The organism is Amycolatopsis sp. TRM77291 (genome assembly GCF_054166285.1).
Genome location: NZ_JBSZHF010000001.1, coordinates 2,847,969 through 2,866,568 on the forward strand (window position 1 = coordinate 2,847,969; position 18,600 = coordinate 2,866,568).

Annotated in this window: 16 protein-coding genes; 5 read left to right on the forward strand and 11 right to left on the reverse strand. The window is 69.0% G+C overall.

Going from position 1 to position 18,600, the window contains the following annotated elements:
• The first annotated feature begins 203 nt into the window (after positions 1 to 203).
• Together acnA and ACXIZN_RS13505 are read left to right on the forward strand one after the other, a co-directional pair.
• Positions 204 to 3,011, forward strand: a complete 2,808-nt coding sequence (acnA, locus tag ACXIZN_RS13500; RefSeq protein ID WP_457954733.1) for an aconitate hydratase AcnA — start codon at positions 204 to 206, stop codon at positions 3,009 to 3,011.
• Between the two features lie 76 nt (positions 3,012 to 3,087).
• A complete protein-coding gene (locus ACXIZN_RS13505) occupies positions 3,088 to 3,891 on the forward strand; it encodes an alpha/beta fold hydrolase (RefSeq protein ID WP_457954734.1) in 804 nt (267 codons plus the stop codon).
• Between the two features lie 35 nt (positions 3,892 to 3,926).
• Here the strand turns inward: ACXIZN_RS13505 and ACXIZN_RS13510 are convergent, their stop codons facing one another.
• Both ACXIZN_RS13510 and ACXIZN_RS13515 read right to left on the reverse strand, forming a co-directional pair.
• Positions 3,927 to 4,403, reverse strand: a complete 477-nt coding sequence (locus ACXIZN_RS13510) for an MgtC/SapB family protein (protein ID WP_457954735.1) — start codon at positions 4,401 to 4,403, stop codon at positions 3,927 to 3,929.
• 135 nt (positions 4,404 to 4,538) lie between these two features.
• Positions 4,539 to 5,492, reverse strand: coding sequence for a LysR family transcriptional regulator (locus ACXIZN_RS13515; protein ID WP_126732047.1), 954 nt, complete (start codon positions 5,490 to 5,492; stop codon positions 4,539 to 4,541).
• A gap of 144 nt (positions 5,493 to 5,636) precedes the next feature.
• Here ACXIZN_RS13515 and ACXIZN_RS13520 point away from each other — a divergent pair, with 144 nt between their 5' ends.
• Complete coding sequence (locus tag ACXIZN_RS13520; protein WP_457960509.1) at positions 5,637 to 7,055, forward strand: MFS transporter; 1,419 nt, start codon at positions 5,637 to 5,639, stop codon at positions 7,053 to 7,055.
• A 19-nt stretch (positions 7,056 to 7,074) separates the two neighbouring features.
• Positions 7,075 to 7,422: a darcynin family protein gene (locus tag ACXIZN_RS13525; protein ID WP_457954737.1), complete on the forward strand. Its 348-nt coding sequence runs from the start codon at positions 7,075 to 7,077 to the stop codon at positions 7,420 to 7,422.
• 284 nt (positions 7,423 to 7,706) lie between these two features.
• Here ACXIZN_RS13525 and ACXIZN_RS13530 read toward each other — a convergent pair whose 3' ends face one another.
• The 7 genes from ACXIZN_RS13530 to ACXIZN_RS13560 form a co-directional block, all read right to left on the reverse strand.
• The gene (locus tag ACXIZN_RS13530) at positions 7,707 to 9,311 is read right to left on the reverse strand and encodes an alpha/beta hydrolase (protein ID WP_457954738.1); all 1,605 of its coding nucleotides are present in this window, start codon (positions 9,309 to 9,311) and stop codon (positions 7,707 to 7,709) included.
• Between the two features lie 156 nt (positions 9,312 to 9,467).
• Positions 9,468 to 9,890: a nitroreductase family deazaflavin-dependent oxidoreductase gene (locus tag ACXIZN_RS13535; protein WP_457960510.1), complete on the reverse strand. Its 423-nt coding sequence runs from the start codon at positions 9,888 to 9,890 to the stop codon at positions 9,468 to 9,470.
• 46 nt (positions 9,891 to 9,936) lie between these two features.
• Entirely contained in the window at positions 9,937 to 10,914 is a 978-nt protein-coding gene (egtD, locus tag ACXIZN_RS13540; protein ID WP_457954739.1) for an L-histidine N(alpha)-methyltransferase, read from the reverse strand.
• A complete protein-coding gene (gene egtC / locus ACXIZN_RS13545; RefSeq protein WP_457954740.1) occupies positions 10,911 to 11,675 on the reverse strand; it encodes an ergothioneine biosynthesis protein EgtC in 765 nt (254 codons plus the stop codon). Before egtC ends, egtD begins: the two co-directional genes overlap by 4 nt.
• Positions 11,676 to 11,680: 5 nt before the next feature.
• Positions 11,681 to 13,030 carry an ergothioneine biosynthesis protein EgtB gene (gene egtB, locus ACXIZN_RS13550; RefSeq protein ID WP_457954741.1) on the reverse strand — a complete coding sequence of 450 codons (1,350 nt, stop codon included), beginning with the start codon at positions 13,028 to 13,030 and terminating at the stop codon, positions 11,681 to 11,683.
• Positions 13,027 to 14,289: a glutamate-cysteine ligase family protein gene (locus tag ACXIZN_RS13555; RefSeq protein WP_457954742.1), complete on the reverse strand. Its 1,263-nt coding sequence runs from the start codon at positions 14,287 to 14,289 to the stop codon at positions 13,027 to 13,029. The genes egtB and ACXIZN_RS13555 overlap by 4 nt, the downstream gene beginning before the upstream one ends.
• Positions 14,290 to 14,404: 115 nt before the next feature.
• A complete protein-coding gene (locus ACXIZN_RS13560) occupies positions 14,405 to 15,343 on the reverse strand; it encodes a LysR family transcriptional regulator (RefSeq protein WP_192744463.1) in 939 nt (312 codons plus the stop codon).
• A gap of 161 nt (positions 15,344 to 15,504) precedes the next feature.
• Between ACXIZN_RS13560 and ACXIZN_RS13565 the strand changes: the two genes are divergently transcribed.
• The gene (locus tag ACXIZN_RS13565; RefSeq protein ID WP_457954744.1) at positions 15,505 to 16,692 is read left to right on the forward strand and encodes a Glu/Leu/Phe/Val dehydrogenase dimerization domain-containing protein; all 1,188 of its coding nucleotides are present in this window, start codon (positions 15,505 to 15,507) and stop codon (positions 16,690 to 16,692) included.
• Positions 16,693 to 16,761: 69 nt separating this feature from the next.
• On the opposite strand, the gene pip is transcribed toward ACXIZN_RS13565, so the two are convergent.
• Positions 16,762 to 17,709 carry a prolyl aminopeptidase gene (gene pip / locus ACXIZN_RS13570; RefSeq protein WP_457954746.1) on the reverse strand — a complete coding sequence of 316 codons (948 nt, stop codon included), beginning with the start codon at positions 17,707 to 17,709 and terminating at the stop codon, positions 16,762 to 16,764.
• 148 nt (positions 17,710 to 17,857) lie between these two features.
• Positions 17,858 to 18,589, reverse strand: a complete 732-nt coding sequence (locus ACXIZN_RS13575; RefSeq protein ID WP_457960511.1) for an ESX secretion-associated protein EspG — start codon at positions 18,587 to 18,589, stop codon at positions 17,858 to 17,860.
• Positions 18,590 to 18,600 lie beyond the last annotated feature (11 nt).

Below are 18,600 nucleotides of genomic sequence, written 5' to 3' on the forward strand. Positions count from 1 at the left end.
CACTCGAACGGCCGCAGGTGGATGAGACCTTCGTGACGCGCGTGTCGGCTTGCCAGGTAAAAAGGACGGGCGTACTGTTTGAAGAGACGAACGAGGTGTGCCATCCCGCGTCCGGACCTACGGTGGGGGTGCGCAAGACTCGCTCCCGGCCGACCCGAACGGCCTGGAGAACTCACCGAACTGACCCGCCACTGGAGTTAGAAGTGACCGCACCCGCCAGCAAGGACAGCTTCGGCGCCAAAGACACGCTGAAGGTGGGCGACGCCTCGTACGAGGTGTTCCGCCTGAACAAGGTCGAGGGCTCCCAGCGCCTTCCCTACAGCCTCAAGATCCTGCTCGAGAACCTGCTGCGGACCGAGGACGGCGCGAACATCACCGCCGACCACATCCGCGCGCTCGGCAACTGGGACGCCAAGGCCGACCCGTCGATCGAGATCCAGTTCACGCCCGCCCGCGTGATCATGCAGGACTTCACCGGTGTCCCCTGTGTCGTCGACCTCGCCACCATGCGCGAGGCCGTCACCGACCTCGGCGGCGACCCGGACAAGGTCAACCCGCTCGCCCCCGCCGAGCTGGTCATCGACCACTCCGTCATCATCGACGTCTTCGGCCGCGCCGACGCCTTCGAGCGCAACGTCGAGATCGAGTACGAGCGCAACCGCGAGCGCTACCAGTTCCTGCGCTGGGGCCAGGGCGCCTTCGACGAGTTCAAGGTCGTCCCGCCGGGCACCGGCATCGTGCACCAGGTCAACATCGAGCACCTCGCGCGCACGGTGATGGCCCGCAACGGCCAGGCGTACCCCGACTCCTGCGTCGGCACCGACTCGCACACCACCATGGTCAACGGTCTCGGCGTGCTGGGCTGGGGCGTCGGCGGCATCGAGGCCGAGGCCGCCATGCTGGGCCAGCCGGTCTCCATGCTCATCCCGCGCGTCGTGGGCTTCAAGCTCACCGGCGAGATCCCGACCGGCGTGACCGCCACCGACGTCGTGCTCACCATCACCGAGATGCTGCGCAAGCACGGTGTGGTCAGCAAGTTCGTCGAGTTCTACGGCGAGAGCGTCGGCGCGGTGCCGCTGGCCAACCGCGCCACCATCGGCAACATGAGCCCGGAGTTCGGCTCCACCGCGGCGATCTTCCCGATCGACGAGGAGACCGTCCGCTACCTCAAGCTCACCGGCCGCTCCGAGGAGCAGGTCGCGCTCGTCGAGGCCTACGCCAAGGAGCAGGGCCTCTGGCACGACCCGTCGCACGAGCCGGAGTACTCCGAGTACATCGAGCTGGACCTGTCGACGGTCGTCCCGTCGATCGCCGGCCCGAAGCGCCCGCAGGACCGCATCGAGCTCACCGACGCGAAGAACTCCTTCCGCAAGTCGATCCACGACTACGTCGGTGGCGAAGAGGTCCCGCACACCAACGTGGACGAAGCCGTCGAAGAGTCCTTCCCGGCCAGCGACCCGGCCGCCCTCTCGTTCAAGGACGAAGGCGCGGTCGACATCCAGTCGGCGGCGAACGGCCACAGCGGCCGCCCGACCAACCCGGTCAAGGTCAGCACTCCCGACCGCGGCGAGTTCATCCTCGACCACGGCGCCGTGGTGATCGCCTCGATCACCTCCTGCACCAACACCTCCAACCCGTCGGTCATGCTCGGCGCGGCGCTGCTCGCCCGGAACGCGGTCGACAAGGGCCTCGCGGTCAAGCCGTGGGTCAAGACCTCGATGGCGCCGGGTTCGCAGGTCGTCACCGACTACTACGACAAGGCCGGCCTCTGGCCGTACCTGGAGAAGCTGGGCTACCACCTGGTCGGCTACGGCTGCACCACCTGCATCGGCAACTCCGGCCCGCTCTCGGACGAGATCTCCGCGGCGATCCAGGAGAACGACCTCACCGCGGTTTCGGTGCTCTCGGGCAACCGGAACTTCGAAGGCCGCATCAACCCCGACGTGAAGATGAACTACCTCGCGTCGCCGCCGCTGGTCATCGCGTACGCCCTCGCCGGCACGATGGACTTCGACTTCGAGAACCAGCCGCTCGGCCAGGACACCGACGGCAACGACGTCTTCCTGAAGGACATCTGGCCGTCGGCCAAGGAGATCCAGGAGACCATCGACTACGCGATCACGCAGGAGATGTTCACCAAGGACTACGCCGACGTCTTCGACGGTGGCGAGCGGTGGAAGTCGCTGCCCACCCCCGAGGGCAAGACCTTCGACTGGGACGCCGAGTCCACCTACGTCCGGAAGCCCCCGTACTTCGAGGGCATGCAGGCGGAGCCCGCCCCGGTCACCGACATCTCCGGCGCGCGCGTGCTGGCGAAGCTGGGCGACTCGGTCACCACCGACCACATCTCCCCCGCCGGCGCGATCAAGCCGGGCACCCCGGCCGCGCAGTACCTGACCGAGCACGGCGTGGAGAAGAAGGACTTCAACTCCTACGGCTCGCGTCGCGGTAACCACGAGGTCATGATCCGCGGCACCTTCGCGAACATCCGGCTGCGCAACCAGCTGCTGGACGACGTGCAGGGCGGCTACACCCGCGACTTCACCCAGGACGACGCCCCGCAGGCGTTCATCTACGACGCGGCGCAGAACTACGCGGCGCGGGACATCCCGCTGGTCGTCCTGGGCGGCAAGGAGTACGGCTCCGGTTCGTCCCGTGACTGGGCGGCCAAGGGCACGCGCCTGCTGGGTGTGCGCGCGGTGATCACCGAGTCGTTCGAGCGCATCCACCGGTCGAACCTGATCGGCATGGGTGTCATCCCGCTGCAGTTCCCGGCGGGCGAGTCGGCCTCGTCGCTCGGCCTCGACGGCACCGAGACGTTCGACATCTCGGGTATCACGAAGCTGAACGACGGCGAGACCCCGCGCACGGTCCACGTCACCGCGACGAAGACCGACGGCACCAAGGTGGAGTTCGACGCGGACGTCCGCATCGACACCCCGGGTGAGGCGGACTACTACCGCAACGGCGGCATCCTGCAGTACGTCCTGCGGAAGATGACCCAGGCGTAAGCACGGCACACGAAGGGCCCCTTTCCCCGCACTTTGGGGAAAGGGGCCCTTCGTCGTTCTTCGGTACCGTGCGGGCATGACCACGGGGAGAGTTCAGGTCGAGAACGGCGAATTGGCGTACGAGGTCAGAGGTGAAGGCGATCCGGTGATCCTGCTGCACGGCGGGATCCTCGACTCCCGGATGTGGGACGCCGAGATGACGGCGCTCGCACCACACCACACCGTCATCCGGTACGACGCGCGCGGGCACGGCGATTCCTCGACACCGACAGCGCGATTCAAGCACTATGAGGATCTCCGCGAGCTGATGACCGCGTTGGGGCTCCCCCGCGCTTCGCTGGTCGGGTTGTCCGGCGGCGGGCGGATCGCGGTCGATTTCGCGCTGACGTACCCGGACCTGGTCGAAAACCTCGTCCTGGTCGCCACCGGCCTCAGCGCGATGGCGACAAAGGATCCCTTCGTCCTGGAGCAGACCGAGAAGCTCGAAGAGGCTGGCGCCCGGGGTGATCTTCCCGCCGCCATCGAGTGCATCCTCCGTATGTGGGTGGACGGGCCGAAGCGCGCGCCCGTGGACGTCGATCAGCGAGTCCGGAGCCTGTGCCGGGACATGTACACGCAGACGGTCGTCCGGCACGGACTGTCCGGCTTCACGCAAATGGACGAGCTACGCGCGATCGAACGTACCGGCGAGCTGGCCCCGCGCACGCTGACCTTGGTGGGAGACCTGGATTCCACGGATATCGCCGCCATCGCCTGCCAGATCGAAAGCGAAGCACGCGACGCCCGGAAACTGGTCGTCCCCGGGGTCGCGCACATGATCAATCTGGAGAAACCCGCCGAGTTCTCCCGGATACTGCTGGATTTCCTGGCGTGCTCGTGAGTGGTGCCGCTGGGAGCCCGCGCACCTGGCCGCCGTCATGCGGCCTCGCGGTCTTCCTGCTCCGAGCAGTCTTCCCGGTGCTCCGGGCGGCGGTCGACGACGCGGCCGAGCGGGCGCAACAACACGTTGACCCCGACGATCACCACGGTCCCGGCGAGCGCGACGCCGTAAAGCCCCGCTCCCGCAAGGGATCCGACGGCCGCCGAGCACCACAGCGTGGCGGCGGTGTTGAGCCCGCGCACGTTCAGCCCGTCCCGCAGGATCACCCCGGCGCCGAGGAAACCGATACCGGAGACGATCTGGGCGGCGACGCGTGTCGGGTCGGCGTCACCGCTGGTGTTCAGCCCGCCGAAACCGTGGGCGGACAGCAGAACGAAGAGGGTCGCGCCGACGGCGACGAGGGCGTTGGTGCGGAGTCCGGCCATCCGGGCGCGGTACTGGCGCTCGATGCCGATGACGGCGCCGAGGCCGACGCCGGTGCCGACCCTGAGCAGCATTTCGAAAGTGTTCATGATTCCGGCTCTTTTCTGGCGTGCGTACACAAAGCCAGACAGGGAAAGGAGGCCGGAGAAGGTCAGCGCACCGCGCACACGGGTGAACGGCGACCATTTCCGGCCGGTCCAGGACTGTCTTCCGGCATGTGCCGCTCACCTCGCTTTCGTACTCGATCGGTGTTGATCAACCTTCGGGACTTTACCACCGGACGCCCCGAGCGCGGCGTGGATCGTGTCACGTAGCCAGCGCTGGGCCGGGTCGGCGTCGAGCCGCGCGTGCCAGAGCTGGCAGACCTCGATCGGCGGGAGATCCGCGGGGATCGGGAACCAGCGGATGCCGAGCGACCGTCCGTACTGCTCGGCGAGCCGCTGGGGCGCGAGGCCGATGTAGTCGCTCGACGCGACCAGGAACGCGGCGACGGCGGAGGTGGGGACGACCGCCGAGACCCGGCGCTGGAGACCGGCCGCCTCGAGCACGTCGTCGAGCGGTCCCCTGCCCCGGCCGCGCCGTGAAGCGGACACGTGCGGATACCGGCAGAGCTGGGCCAGCGTCGGTCGGCGCACGCCGCCGAGCGGCCCGTCCGCCCTGACGATCGCGACCACTCGTTCGTGATACAGCAGCGTCGAGCGGATGTCTGGCGCGGTGACGTCGCCCGCACCGATGTCGAGATCCACTGAGCCGTCTCGCAATGCCTCGGCACTTTCGCTGCCTTCGGCGACGAAACGCAGCACGACACCCGGCGCGACCGCGGCGGTCGCCTCGGCGGCGGCCGTCACCAAGGTCGCGGCGACACCGTCGTTGATGCGGATGGTGAAGGTGCGTTCGAGGTCGCCGATCGCCAGCTCGCGGTCGGCGCTGATGAGGGCCGACGCCTCGTCGAGCAGGGACCGCACCCGCGGGGCCGTCCGGAGCGCGAACGGCGTCGGCACCATCCCGCGGCCGGCGCGCACCAGGATCGGATCGCCCATGGCCCGCCGCAACCGGCCGAGCGCCCGGCTGGCCGCCGGGATCGACAGATGCAGCCGTTCGGCCGCCGCCGTCACGCTGCCCTCCCGTAGCAACGCGTCGAACACGCGCAAAAGGTTGAGGTCCAGCTGGTCGGCCATGGTTGCATCGTACGCAACTCTGGCTTGCCAAAGTTGCGTGGCACGAAGTACCGGCAGGCCCATAGCGTCGTGGACATGCCACTCCGACTTCAAGCCCGCGACATTCCCGAAGCCGCGACGGACCGGCGCGGCCTGCTGGCCGTCATGTGCGCCTGTGTCGTGCTCATGGTCGGCATGGTCGCCGCGATCAACCTCGCCGTCCCGATGCTCGCCGCGAGCGACCTCCATCCGTCCGCGTCGGCACTGATCTGGATCGTCGACACCTACGTCGTCTTCTTCGCCTGCCTCGTGATCCCCGGCGGTGCGGCCGGCGACCGCTTCGGCCGCAAGGGCGTCCTGCTCGCCGGTCTGTCACTGTTCGCGCTCGGCGCGCTGCTGTCGGCGCTCGCGCCGAACGTTCCTTTCCTGCTTGCGGGCCGGGCGATCACGGGGATCGGGGCCGCCGCGGTGCTGCCCAACACGCTCGCCGTCCTGCTGCACGCCGTCCCCGCCGAACGCAAGGGCGTCACCATCGCGACCTGGGCTTCGATGACGGGCATCGGTGGTGTGGCGGGCAATGTCGGCGGCGGCGCGATACTGGCGGGCGGATCGTGGCGCTGGCTGTTCGCGGCCGCCATCCCTGTCTCGCTGACGCTCGTCGTGCTCGTCGCCCGGATCGCGCCGGTGTCTCCGAGGCACGACCGTCCGCTCAGTCCGCTCGGCGCCGTCCTGCTCGTCGGCGCGTCCGTCGCGTTGCTGCTGGGCATCGTCGAGGGTCCTGAAGCGGGTTGGGGCAGCCCGATAGTCCTGGCCGGATTCGCCGGTGCGGTTGTGCTTTTCGCGCTGTGGACGTTCGTGGAACTGAAGACCGAGCACCCGCTGCTCGATCCCCGGCTGTTTCGCGTGCCCGCGTTGCGCAGCGCCTGTCTCGGCATGACCGCGATCTTCTTCGGGATGTTCGCGCTGTTCTACGTCAACGCGTCCTTCCTCCAGTACGGCAAGGGTTTCGGTGTACTGCTGACCGGACTCGGGATCATCCCGCTGACCGTCCCCGTCGTCCTCGGCGCACGACACGTTGGCAAGCTCGTCCAGCGCTTCGGAGTCGACACTGTCATCGCCATGGCGTTCGCCTTCTGTGGCGGCGGCCTGGTCGGACTGTCCACAAGCGACGCTTCGACGCCGTATCCGGTCTACGCGGCCTGGCTGGTGGTGACCGGCGTCGGTGTCACGCTGGCCCTTCCGACCCTGTCCGCCGCGATCTCCGGTTCGCTGCCGCCGTCGCAGGCCGGTGTCGGCGCCGGCCTGCAAGCCACCACCCGCGAATTCGGCAGTGCGCTCGGGGTCGCGGTCATCGGCACCGTCCTCACCGGACGGTTCGTCACCGCGCTGCCGTCCGACATCCGCGCGGACCACGATCCGCACACCGTCGCGCAGGCGCTGGCGGCCGTACCCGGCCGATCCCCCGAAGTGCTCTCCGCGTTCGTCACCGCCGCGAGCACGGCGCTGCGGGTGATCGGCGTGAGCGTGCTCGTCCTCGGGGCGCTCGTCGTCCTCCAATCACGACTTTCCCGCGGAACCAAGTAGCTGACAGAAAGGAATCATCATGTCCGAAGTGACCGCTTTCATGCTGGTGAAGACCATGCCGGAATGGCTCGGCCTCACCGTCGAACAGCGTGTGAAGGCCTTCAAGACCGAAATTCTTCCGGTGATCGAGAGCAAGGTGAAGGGTGTCCGGTCCCGGTTCTTCGACACGGAGTTCTACTCCGCGCGAGTGACCGACGTCTGGGTGTGGGAGGCCGACGACCATCACTCGTATCAGTTGCTCATCGAGGCGCTGCGTGAGACGCCCTTCTGGGACCGGTACTTCGAAGTCGTCGACCTTCTGGTCGGAGTCGAGAACGCGTACGCGGCCAATTACGGTCTCGACGCCTACGCGAGCGTCAACGTCTGAAGCCGGCCGGAGACTTGCGGCGACCCGCCGCGCGGTCGAGCATCGCGGCGCCCCTCGCCGCAGAGGTGCAGCAGCCGGGCGATGGGTGAGCCAGGCGCACCGGCGGCCGCGACCAAGCCGAAGCCGGTGCCCTGGTTACCCACCCGGATCTCCTGGACGAGCAGTTCGTCCGGCCGATCCGGCCCTCCCCGTCCGGAACACTAGGGCCGGGCCTTCGGGACCGGTCCCGAACGCCACGAAGGCCACCGCCGTGGGCGGTGGCCTTCGTGTTCATCAGCCCTGGATCAGGCGGTTTCGAACGGCTGGACGTTCGGCTGGAAGACCTGGCCGTTGGCAGGCACCTTCAGGTCGATCAGGTAGTCGGCCGTCACCTTGTCCACCCCGAGCGAGTCGCCGAGGATGCAGTGCCCGAAGGCGTCGACCGAGAGCAGGCGGGCGTTGCCCAGCTGGTCGGCCATCCGCTTCGAGAACAGGTACTGGGTCGCCGGGTCGTAGTAGTTGCCGATGACCAGCACCGGGGTGTCGGTCTTGGCCTGCCACGGGCCGCGGTAGGCGTCCGGCTTCTTCGCCGGCCACACCGGGCAGCCCGCGATGTCCGAGAACGCCTGGTAGCGACCGAAAGTGGGCGATTCCTTCTCCCACTTCGCGGCGATCTCCGGAACCTTCTCCTGCTTGATCGTGATCTTCTTGTCCGAGCAGTTCACGGCGAAGTAGGAGTCGTCGCCGGTGTAGGGGCTGTCCGGGTTCGCGTCCGCGCGCCCGTTCGCCCCCGACCGCAGCACCTTCAGCTCGACGGCCCGGGCCGTCTGCGTCTGAGCCGCGGGCGGGTGGACGATGTTGTACAGCGCCTGCAAGTCGTCGGCCAGCGGCGGGAACGACGTCGGCGAGTACAGCACCCCGGCCACCGTGCTGGTGAACGCGTTGATGTCGTAGCTGCTCCCGTCCGGCAGTTTGATCGGCTGCTGGCGCAGGTAGCCGCGGACCTCGTCGAACTTCTCCCGCGGCGTACCGGCGCTGAAGGAGCACTTCGGCCCGACCTGCGCGCACTTGCGCAGGAAGCCGTCCAGCGCGATCTCGAAGCCGCGAGCGCGCTCGCGGTCGTACTGCACGCCGTCGCTGGTGCGCAGTGCCGGGTCGACGTTGCCGTCGACGACGATCGCCCGGCTCTGCTTCGGGAACATCGACGTGTAGGTCGACCCAATCAGGGTCCCGTACGAGAAGCCGACGAAGGTCAGCTTCTGGTCGCCGACGGCCGCCCGCATCTTGTCGAGGTCGCGCACGACGTCCTTGGTGGACATGTGGTTCAGCAGCGCGCCCGCGTTGTTCTTGCAGAACTGGCCGTAGTCGCGGTACGAGGCCAGGGTTCCGGAGATCTCCTGCCGGGTCAGCGGCACGGGGATCTGCGCGGAGAAGACGTCGTCCGCGTCTTCCTGCGTGGTGAAGCACTTGAGCGGGTTGCTGGCCCCGACCCCGCGCGGGTCGAACCCGATCAGGTCGAACCGGTCGAGCACCTGCGGCTGGAAGTAGTTCGCCGCGCCGATCGGCATCCGGAACCCGGAACCGCCGGGACCGCCCGGGTTGAGGAACAGGGAGCCGACCTTCTTGTCGGGCGTCTTCGCCGCCCGCTTCAGCATCGCGATGTCGATGGTGCCGAGCGCCGCGTTGTCGTGGTCGATCGGCACGCGATACCGCGCGCAGCTGTAGAACTTGGCCTGGTCGGCGGGAACACCGCGGATCTGGTCCGCCGTGCAGGTGCCCCAGTTCACCGGCGCCGTCGCGCCGACCTGGGCGGCGGGCGGGCCTGCGTCCGGCGCGGCCACCGCCGTCCCGGACGCCCCGGTCAGCGCGGCGCCGGCCACGAGTGCCCCTACCAGTGCGAAACCGCGCACCGGCCTCCTTGTGGATCTCGGCAAAACGACTCCTCCCTCGGCTGGCGACGTGACGGACCACGTCGCTCGGCGCGCCGTCGACGTCACGGCGCGTAACACCCAGCGAGCCTCGCACAAGCCGGTAACCCAGTCACCGGCCGAAAGGATGGTACGAACCTATCGAGTGGTTGTCTTCAACTCGAAAATCGGTAACACACGGCGAGCGGCTTGCTCCTCCATGGAGTAACCGGGCCAGAACTCCAGCAGCAGCTTCCACATCGCTTCGTACTCGTCTCCGCGTAGTTCCCTGGCCTGGACCGGGATCTCCTTGCCCGCCAGCGCGACGACGGCGCCGGGATTCGACCGCAGGTTGTGTGTCCACGCGGGATCGTTCGGCCTCCCCCAATTGGAGCCGACGAGCACGAAGTCCCCACCGTGCGGGAAGTACAGGAGATTGGTGCTGCGGGGCAGCCCGCTCTTGCGGCCGGTCGTGGTCAGGCGCAGGGAAGGGAGCCCGGCCAGCGCGACCAGGCTCACCTTCCCCTTGAACAACCGGTGGAGTCTCTTGTCCACCCAGATGATCCCGCCCGCGAGCCCCATCAGCCACGGTTTGGTGCCGAGGGCGCGGGCGAGCGACGTGAGAGGGTTAGGCACGGACAGATCTTGCCAGGCTCACCCCGAACCGCGATTCCGAGTCCGTCCACCATTTCTCCACCGAGAAGCCGGCGTCGGCCAGTTCCGCGGCGATCCCCTCCCGGCGGAACTTCGCGGAGATCTCGGTGCGGACGTATTCGCCCTCGTCGAACTTCACCCGCAGGTCTGCGCCCGGGACGTCGACGGTCTGCGGTTCGCGGGCACGCAGGCGCATTTCGATCCATTCGTTCTCCTCGTCCCAATACGAGACGTGGTCGAAGGCGGCCGGATCGAAGTTCGCGCCGAGACCGTTGTTGATCACGCGGAGCATGTTGCGGTTGAACTCGGCGGTCACGCCGGCCGCGTCGTCATACGCGCGTTCCAGGGTTTCCCGGTCCTTCACCAGGTCTGTCCCGAGCAGGAACCACTCCCCCTCGTCGAGCACCTCACGGACCGAGCGCAGGAAGGTGGCGCGGTCGGCGGGGAGGAAATTGCCGATCGTGCCGCCCAGGAAGACCACCAGCCGCGGACGGTCACCCGGCAACAGGTCGAGATGCCGGGTGAAGTCGCCGACCACGCCACGGACTTCGAGGGACGGGTAGTCGGCCGTGATGGCTTCCGCGGCTTCGGCGAGCGCGGTTTCCGAGACATCGAGCGGAACGAACTCCTTCAACGTGCCGTGGCTGGTGAGCGCGTCGAGCAGCAGCCTCGTCTTCTCGCTCGATCCGGAACCGAGTTCGACGAGGGTGTGCGCGTCCGAGCTTTCGGCTATCTCACCGCCACGCGCGGCGAGCACCTCCCGCTCACTCCTGGTCGGGTAGTACTCGGGGAGGGCGGTGATCTTCTCGAACAGTTCACTGCCGCGCGCGTCGTAGAACCATTTGGGCGGCAACCACTTCTGGTCCGCATCCAGGCCGGCGCGGACGTCCGCGCGCAGCTGCTCGGTGATATCCGATTCGCTGTGGTGTACGTCGAGGTCGACTTCGGTCATCGTGCCTCAGGGCTCCGATCGGCTTCGAGGGGAAGGATTTCCACGCCCGCGCCGGTGACCCGGACGGCGTGGCGGTCAGGGACGGGGGTCCAGCCGGGATCGTCGTCGCACGGTTCCGACGCGACGAGCACACCGCCTCCGGTGTCCCGATAGGACAGGGAATGCGTCCACGCGGTACCGACCAGCGTCCGGCCGTCGGTCAGCAGGAGATTGAGCCGCGAACCCGGCCCCGCCTCCTCGACCACTCCGGTAAGCCACGTGACGGCCGCGAGCGGGTCTTCGCCCGCTTCGAGCCGCTCACGCAGCAACGCCCACAGCAGTACCGAATCCGTGGTCGCTTCCAACGTCAGCAAGCGGGTGATCGGCAGTTTCGCGGCGAGCTCGGCCATCGAGTCCGGCCAGCCCCGCACCAGCCCGTTGTGGCTGAAGAGGTAGCCGCCGCCGGTGAACGGCGCGTTCGCCGCCTCGACCACGGGCATCGCCGTCGTACCGTTCCGGACCGCCGCCAGGAAGGCGTGCGACCGGACCGATCCGGCCAGCGCCGGCAGATCCCCGTCCGTCCACAAGGGAGCGGACCTGCGCAGGCGCAGCGGTTCGGTGCCGTCGGCGTACCAGCCGAGGCCGTATCCGTCGGCGTTGACCGAACCGCCGCCCCGCATGTCGCGCGGGGCGTAGGACTGCACGAGCAGCGAATGAGGGGCGTGAAAGAGCGTCTCGGCGGGTGAACGCGGCTCGCCGAGATACGCGAGGTGACGGCACATGCCCCTCAGGCCACCTCGCTCGGACGGGCGTCCCGGGCGCAGCGGAACCCGGAGAAGATCTGCCGCCGGATCGGGTGATCCCAGTTGCGGAACGTGCCGCGGATGGCCGCCGCGTCCGTGCCGAAGGAGCCACCCCGCAGGATCCGGTAGTCCCCGCCGAAGAACACCTCGGAGTACTCCTTGTACGGGAACGCGGCGAATCCCGGGTACGCCTCGAAGCCGCTGCTGGTCCACTCCCAGACGTCGCCGATCAGCTGGTGCACGCCAAGCGGTGAGACACCCGCCGGGTACGCGCCGACCTCCGCGGGCCGCAGATGCCGCTGCCCGAGGTTCGCGTGGTCGGGAGTGGGTTCCTCATCACCCCAAGGGAACCGGCGCGACCGGCCGGTCGCCGGGTCGAACCGGGCGGCCTTCTCCCATTCCGGCTCGGTCGGCAGGCGACGCCCCGCCCAGGCGGCGTATGCCTCGGCTTCGTGGAAGGAGACGTGGACGACGGGTTCCGCGGCGGGCACCTTCTCGTAGACGCCGAACCGCGTCCGCCACCAGCCGTCCTGCTCGCGTTTCCAGAAGCGCGGCGCCTGGATGCCGTGCTCGCTCCGGTACGCCCAGCCACGTTCGCTCCACCACTTCGGGTCTTCGTAGCCCCCGGAGTCGAGGAACTCGGCATACGCCCCACAGGTGACCGGTGTGGTGTCGATGAAGAACGCCTCCACCGCGACCTCGTGCGCCGGGCGCTCGTTGTCCAGCGCCCACGGCTCGGCGGAGGTGCCCATGGTGAAGACGCCACCGGGTACGAACACCTCCGGGGGCAGCGGCCCGGACCGCGACGGCGGAGGCGCGGGCGCGTGCAGCACCGGATCGCCCTTGCGGAGCTGGTGGGTGGCCAGCATCGTCTCGTCGTGCTGCTGCTCGTGCTGGGTGATCATGCCGAAGGCGAAGGCGTCCTCGGTGAGCCGCCTGCCTTGCAGCGGAACGGTTTCCAGGATGTCGAAGGATTTCTCCCTGACCTCGCGGACGTACTTGCGCGCCTCCTCCGGGCCCAGCAGCGGCAGCGCCGGACGATCCGCGCGGGCGTGCTGGAACGCGTCGTAGATGTCGTCGATGTCGGGCCGGAGCGCCTCACGGCCGCCCACGTCGCGCACCAGCCAGAGCTCCTCCTGGCTGCCGATGTGCGCGAGGTCCCAGACCAGCGGCGACATCAGTTTCGAATGCTGGCGGACCAGGTCTTCGTCGTCCACGTCCGTCAGCGCGACACTGCGCTCGCGGGCCCTGGTGAGCGCCTCGGCCGCGTGCGCCCGCAGGTCTTGCGGGCTCAGCGCGCGAAGCGGGTTGGTCTCGGTGCTTTCCACGCTCATGACTGGTGGCTCCTCGAACCGCGCAAGAGGGACTGCACGCCCTCGCTGATCTCCGTGATGGTCTCCGGCGGCAGACCGGTGGTGCCGAGTTCGGCACAGCCGAGGTCCACCACCTTGCTCGCGACGGTGGCGATCGCCGGGTCGGCCAGGCCGCGCCGGGCCGCGCGCTCCCATCCGCCCGCGACCGGTTCGCACAGTTCGAGCACCTTGTCCACTGTGGACGGTCGCGCGAGCAGTGCGGCCAGCAGGGCGACCGGGTGCAGCCACCTGGCGGCGGGCTGGGCGTCCAGGTACCGGATCTCCAGATACCCCTGTGGCCGGACCGGGGTGAAGAAGGTCGTCAGGTGATAGGCCAGGTCTTCCTCGGTCGGCCTGCCGAGCCCGGCGCCCTCGCCCCGTCCGTCGATCCAGTCGGCGAAGGTCAGGGAATCGGGCGCGTCCCAGCGGCCGTCGCCACCGGGGAGCACCATCAACGGGGTGTCCAGGATCCGGCGCGCCCATGCACCCGCCGGATCCCGGGTCGGTTCCGCCGACCGGGTGCGGACCTTTTCCGTCTCCATCACGGCCAGCCAGCGCGCGGACGCGTGGCCGGTGTCGCGTCCGGCGTGGACCCGGGAGTTGGCGAAGGTGGCCAGCAACGGCGGCCCGAGCGCGTGGACGGCGGCCCAGCGGTCGGCCAGGTCGCCGGCCTCGCCGGTGTCCACACAGACCTGAAGGCCCGCGGTACTGCACATCATGGTCGCGCCCCCGGCTCCCATGGGGGCGAAGCGGCGTTCCATCGCCGCGTAGCGCGGTGTGCCCAGTTTGCGGGCGGGGGCGCGATACCTGTCTATCCCGGAATCACCCAGGTACAGGCCTCGGGCGGCGAGAAGGTTTTCGAGGTGGGCCAGATCGGCCGAGACGACGGCGTCCAGCTGGCGCAGCGTGGTCTGTGGCCGGGCGGAGATCTCCACCTGACATCCGGGCTCGAGGCTCAGCGGCGAGCCTGCCGGAAGCGGGAGGGCGGGGCTGTCGGGGCGCAACGTCCGCGGGGTGTGCGGGCCGAGCGCGGAGGCGAGATCGTCGGGGTCGAGAGGCCGGGCGGGCTCGTCGGCGTAGTGCACGGTGAATTCCAGCTCTACGCCGAGGAGTCTCGGTGGGCCGTGTTTGAAGCACACGGAAGCCACATACGCCTCGCCCTCGGCGCGGTCCGAAAGGACCTTCGCCGTCGCGTTCGACGCGCTCCCGGACTTCTCGGGGAAATCATGAACAGTAGTCATCTTTCCGCCGTCCAGTCGGTTGTCCGATAACTGAGATACCTTGACTTCGGACGCTACACGCGGGGTCCGACAAATTCAGGCCGGTTCTTGCGAGGCAGGATCCCCCGACCACCTCTCAGGACCGGGCGATTCCGGGCAAAGCGGGCTCCGTGCCCAGCCCCAGCGCGGCTGCCGCGTCGCGGACCGCCTCGATCACCAGCTGCAGCGCCGGTCGCCGCGACGAGGTCGTCCGGTAGGCGATCGAAACCGTCCGGAGCAACGGTGTGGTCAACGCGACGACGTCGATCCCCGGCGGCCGGAGGCCGAGCCCGAGATCCGAAACGAGGGTCACCCCGAGCCCCGCCCGGACCATCGCCATGGCCGTCGACTGCTCCTCGACCTCGTGGTTGATCTTCGGCTCGAACCCGTGGCGGAGACACGCCGTGCGCACCGCGCGGCCGAAGTGGCTCTTCGGGCTGGCGAGGATCCACGGGTGCTCGGCCAGTTCGAGCAGCGACGCGCTCCCCGCGGGGACAGCGCCGGCGGGCACCGCGGCGTGCAGCCGTTCGACCGCGATCACCGCACGTTCCAGACCGGCGTCCCACGGCATCGGCGCGTCGGAGTAGTCGATCACGAACGACAGATCCAGCTCGCCGTCCCGGACGGCGTCGGCGGTGTCCTCGGGCGCCAGCTCGCGGGTCCGGACCTGGATGCCCGGATGCGCACCCGCCAACGCGGTCAGCGCGTGCGGGAGCAGCCCCGAAGCGACCGACGCCCACACCCCGGCCATGAGCCGTACCGAAACGGTCTCCTGCGCCTCTTCCAAGGCCAGCGTCGCCCGCTCGACGGACCCCAGGATCTCCTCGGCGTGCTCGGTGAGCAACAGCCCCAGCTCGGTCAGCTGCACCCGTCTGCCGAAGCGTTCGAACAGCTTCGCGCCCACGTCCCGTTCCAGCTGCGCCAGCTGCTGCGACACCGCCGAAGCGGTGTAATGCAGCGAAGCGGCGGCCGCCGTGACGGTGCCACGACGGCTCAGCTCGCGGAGCATCCTCAGGCGGTGCAACGAAAGCTCCATGACCCCAACGTAATCGGGCGCGGTCACGGACGCCGGATGGCGCGTTACACCAGTTTCTCTGCACGACATCGTTCAGATTCGGTAAATGGACGCCCGTGGCAGGCAGGGCGCACCCTCGGAAGTGGCGCAGGACGACCCCGAATCCCGAAGGAGGTGGCCGCATGGCCGCGAGGAACGCCGAACCGCTGATGAGGCTCATCTGGACCGACCCCGTCACCGGCGCCGCCGGCTACCTCGTAGTGCACAGCCTGGTCTCCGGTATCGCGACCGGCGGGACCCGGATGCGCGCGGGCTGCACGATGTCGGAGGTCGAGGACCTGGCGAGGGGGATGGCGAACAAGACCGCGACCTTCGGCCTGCCGGTCGGCGGAGCCAAGGGCGGGATCGACTTCGATCCGAAGGACGAGCGCGCTTTCGGTGTGCTGGAACGGTTCTGCGCGTTCCTGCGGCCGTGGATCGACAACCACTGGGTGACCGCCGAGGATCTCGGCGTACCCCAGCACCTGATCGACGAGGTGTTCGCGAAGCTCGGGCTCGAGCAGTCGTACCACGCGGCGATCCGCCGTTCAGCCGATCCGGCGCACACCCTTCGCCGCGTGCAGGCCGGGTTGAGCACTCCGGTCCCCGGCGGGCTCCTGCTCGGTGACGTGATCGGCGGGTACGGCGTCGCGCAGGCCTGCCTCGGTGTCGCGGACGCTTGGGAATGGGCCGCCGAGACCACCACGGTCGCCGTCCAGGGCATCGGCACCATGGGCGGCGGCGCGGCCTGGTACCTGCACGAAGCCGGGATGAAGGTGGTCGCGGTCGCCGACGTGGCCGGGACGCTGTACCGGCCCGAAGGCCTCGACATCCCGGCGCTGCTGGAGCTGCGGGACGCTTATGGCGAGATCGACCGCAGCCGGCTTCCCGCCGACGTCCGGCTGCTTCCGCGCGACGAGATCGTGGCGACGGACGCCGACATCCTCGTCCCGGCGGCGATCTCCTACGCGCTGCGCGCCGGGAACCAAGGCGCGGTCAAGGCGAAGGTCGTCATCGAAGCCGCCAACGCGGCGACCACTCCCGACGCCGAAGCGGGACTGGCGGCTCGCGGCATCCCGGTGATCCCGGACTTCGTGGCGAACGCCGGCGCGGCCGCCTGGGCCTGGTGGCTCCTGCTCGGCGAGGTCGGCGCCGATCCGGCCGATTCGTTCCTGCGCCTGCGGACCGAGATGCGGGCGAAGGTGGCGCTGCTGCTGAGCTCGTGGAATCTCGACCGGATCCCCCCGCGCACCACCGGCCTGCGGCTCGCCGAAACCACCCGTTCGGACGCCACCACCCCCGAGACTGCCCCCGCCCTGGTCATCCCCTGAGAATGCGCGTGAAGGCCCCCTTCCCTCGGCTGAGCCGAGGGAAAGGGGCCTTCACGCGCGATCCTTCGCTCAGGAGGCGAAGCGGTCCGTCGCGCCGATGAGGACCTCGCGCATCGGCTCGTCCTGGGTGCTGTGGCCGACCTCGTCGATGATCACCAGTTCGCTGCCGGGCCACGCGTGGGCCAGTTCCCATGGGGTGCCGATGAGGTTGCCCAGGTCGAGGCTTCCTTCGGCGAGCACGGCCGGGATGTGGGCCAGCTTCCCGGCCTCCCGCAGGACCACGCCGTCGTCCAAAAAGGATCCGTGGCTCCAGTAGTGGGTCACCAGCCTGGCGAAGGCGAGCCGGAACTCCGGTGTCTCGAAACTCTTGTAGGGCGGCGAAGTCGGAACGATCGCGTCCTCCCAGGCGCACCAATCCGCCGCGGCCTTCTCGTGCACCGCCGGGTCCGGGTCCATCAGCAGCTTCAGATAGGCCGCCGCCAGATCGCCGTCGCGATCCTCTTCGGGAACACCGTCGCGGAACTTCGCCCACGCTTCGGGGAAGACACCACCGAGGCCGCGGGTGAGCAGGTCGGTCTCGCTCCGGCGGCCGGTGGCCAAGCCCATCAGGACCATCTCCGAGACCCGGTCCGGATACCGCTGGGCGTAGACCAGCGCGAGCACCGAACCCCAGGATCCGCCGAAGAGCAGCCATTTCTCGATGCCCAGATGCTCGCGAAGCAGCTCCATGTCGGCGAGCAGGTGGTCGGTGGTGTTGGCGGTGAGGTCGACCTCGGGCTCGCCCGCGTGCGGCGTGCTCCGGCCGCAGCCACGCTGGTCGAAGAGCACGACCCGGTACTTGGTCGGGTCGAAGTACCGGCGCAGGCCGGTACTGCACCCGGTCCCCGGGCCGCCGTGCAGCGTGACGGCGGGCTTGCCCTCGGGGTTCCCGCAGACCTCCCAGTACACGAGGTGCCCGTCGCCGACATCGAGCATCCCGTGGTCGTACGGTTCGATTTCCGGATACAGCCGTGTCACGTTCTCGTCCTCCCAGACCGCGCCCAAAATACAACAGCGCTGTCACAATAGCCGGGACGGATCTCTCGGCGCGCGTGCTTTTAATACGTGAAGGCCCCCTTCACTGCGTCTAGCGCAGTGAAGGGGGCCTTCACGTATTTGCCTGTGACTAGCCTGGCAGGGTCCCGGAGACGTGCCGGAGCGCGTCGGCCAGCTCCGCCGGGCCCGCGGGTCCGATGTGGACCACCGCGTCGTTGCCGTGCCCGGTCGTGTAGCTGAGGTACCGGCCCCAGTCCGTGTCAGCGAAGTGGAGCGGATCTTCGACGGCCACATGCCTGCCGATCTCGTCCCGCTTGCCGACGTAGAGCTCGCCGCTCCCCTCGACCGGCCGCTGCACGAGGCTGACGATGTCCCCGATAACCGGCGGCAGCGAATGCGTGTCCGGACCGCGCCGGGCCGCTTCTTCGAGCTCGTACGCGCGGACCGTGCGAAGCCTGCCGCCGCCCGCCGGAACGGGCGGCAGCTGTTCGATCAGCGTCTCCGGCAGCCGCCGGCGATCGATCTCCTGCAGCCCGACCCAATCGCCCGACGCCACGGCCAGCACCGCCTGCAGGCCGAGCGAGGCGGCGAGGACGCCGTAGGTCTGGCCTCCGGTGTTCACCCAGCCGTAGTACTCGATGGCCGGTTTCGTGAGCACCGGAAGCCAGTCCAGGAAGTCGACCGACGCACGGCCGCTCGAATCCAGCAGCCCGGCCTGCGCCAACGCCGCTTCCACTCGCTTGTCCGCCTCCGCGCGTGCCGTCCTGGACAGCCAGCGCGGTTCGGGGCGCAGCGTGATGTGCAGGTCGCCGACGCGTTCGCGTTCCGCGAGTGCCGCCAAGGCTTCGACCGGGACATCCACCCGGCCCGTTC

Bases quoted from the DNA above. Each gene is read 5' to 3' on its own strand.
- ACXIZN_RS13505 (WP_457954734.1), top strand. From the start codon at position 3,088: ATGACCACGGGGAGAGTTCAGGTCGAGAACGGCGAATTGGCGTACGAG.
- ACXIZN_RS13510 (WP_457954735.1), bottom strand. From the start codon at position 4,403: ATGAACACTTTCGAAATGCTGCTCAGGGTCGGCACCGGCGTCGGCCTC.
- ACXIZN_RS13515 (WP_126732047.1), bottom strand. From the start codon at position 5,492: ATGGCCGACCAGCTGGACCTCAACCTTTTGCGCGTGTTCGACGCGTTG.
- ACXIZN_RS13520 (WP_457960509.1), top strand. From the start codon at position 5,637: ATGTGCGCCTGTGTCGTGCTCATGGTCGGCATGGTCGCCGCGATCAAC.
- ACXIZN_RS13525 (WP_457954737.1), top strand. From the start codon at position 7,075: ATGTCCGAAGTGACCGCTTTCATGCTGGTGAAGACCATGCCGGAATGG.
- ACXIZN_RS13535 (WP_457960510.1), bottom strand. From the start codon at position 9,890: ATGGGGCTCGCGGGCGGGATCATCTGGGTGGACAAGAGACTCCACCGG.
- egtD (WP_457954739.1), bottom strand. From the start codon at position 10,914: ATGACCGAAGTCGACCTCGACGTACACCACAGCGAATCGGATATCACC.
- egtC (WP_457954740.1), bottom strand. From the start codon at position 11,675: ATGTGCCGTCACCTCGCGTATCTCGGCGAGCCGCGTTCACCCGCCGAG.
- egtB (WP_457954741.1), bottom strand. From the start codon at position 13,030: ATGAGCGTGGAAAGCACCGAGACCAACCCGCTTCGCGCGCTGAGCCCG.
- ACXIZN_RS13555 (WP_457954742.1), bottom strand. From the start codon at position 14,289: ATGACTACTGTTCATGATTTCCCCGAGAAGTCCGGGAGCGCGTCGAAC.
- ACXIZN_RS13560 (WP_192744463.1), bottom strand. From the start codon at position 15,343: ATGGAGCTTTCGTTGCACCGCCTGAGGATGCTCCGCGAGCTGAGCCGT.
- ACXIZN_RS13565 (WP_457954744.1), top strand. From the start codon at position 15,505: ATGGCCGCGAGGAACGCCGAACCGCTGATGAGGCTCATCTGGACCGAC.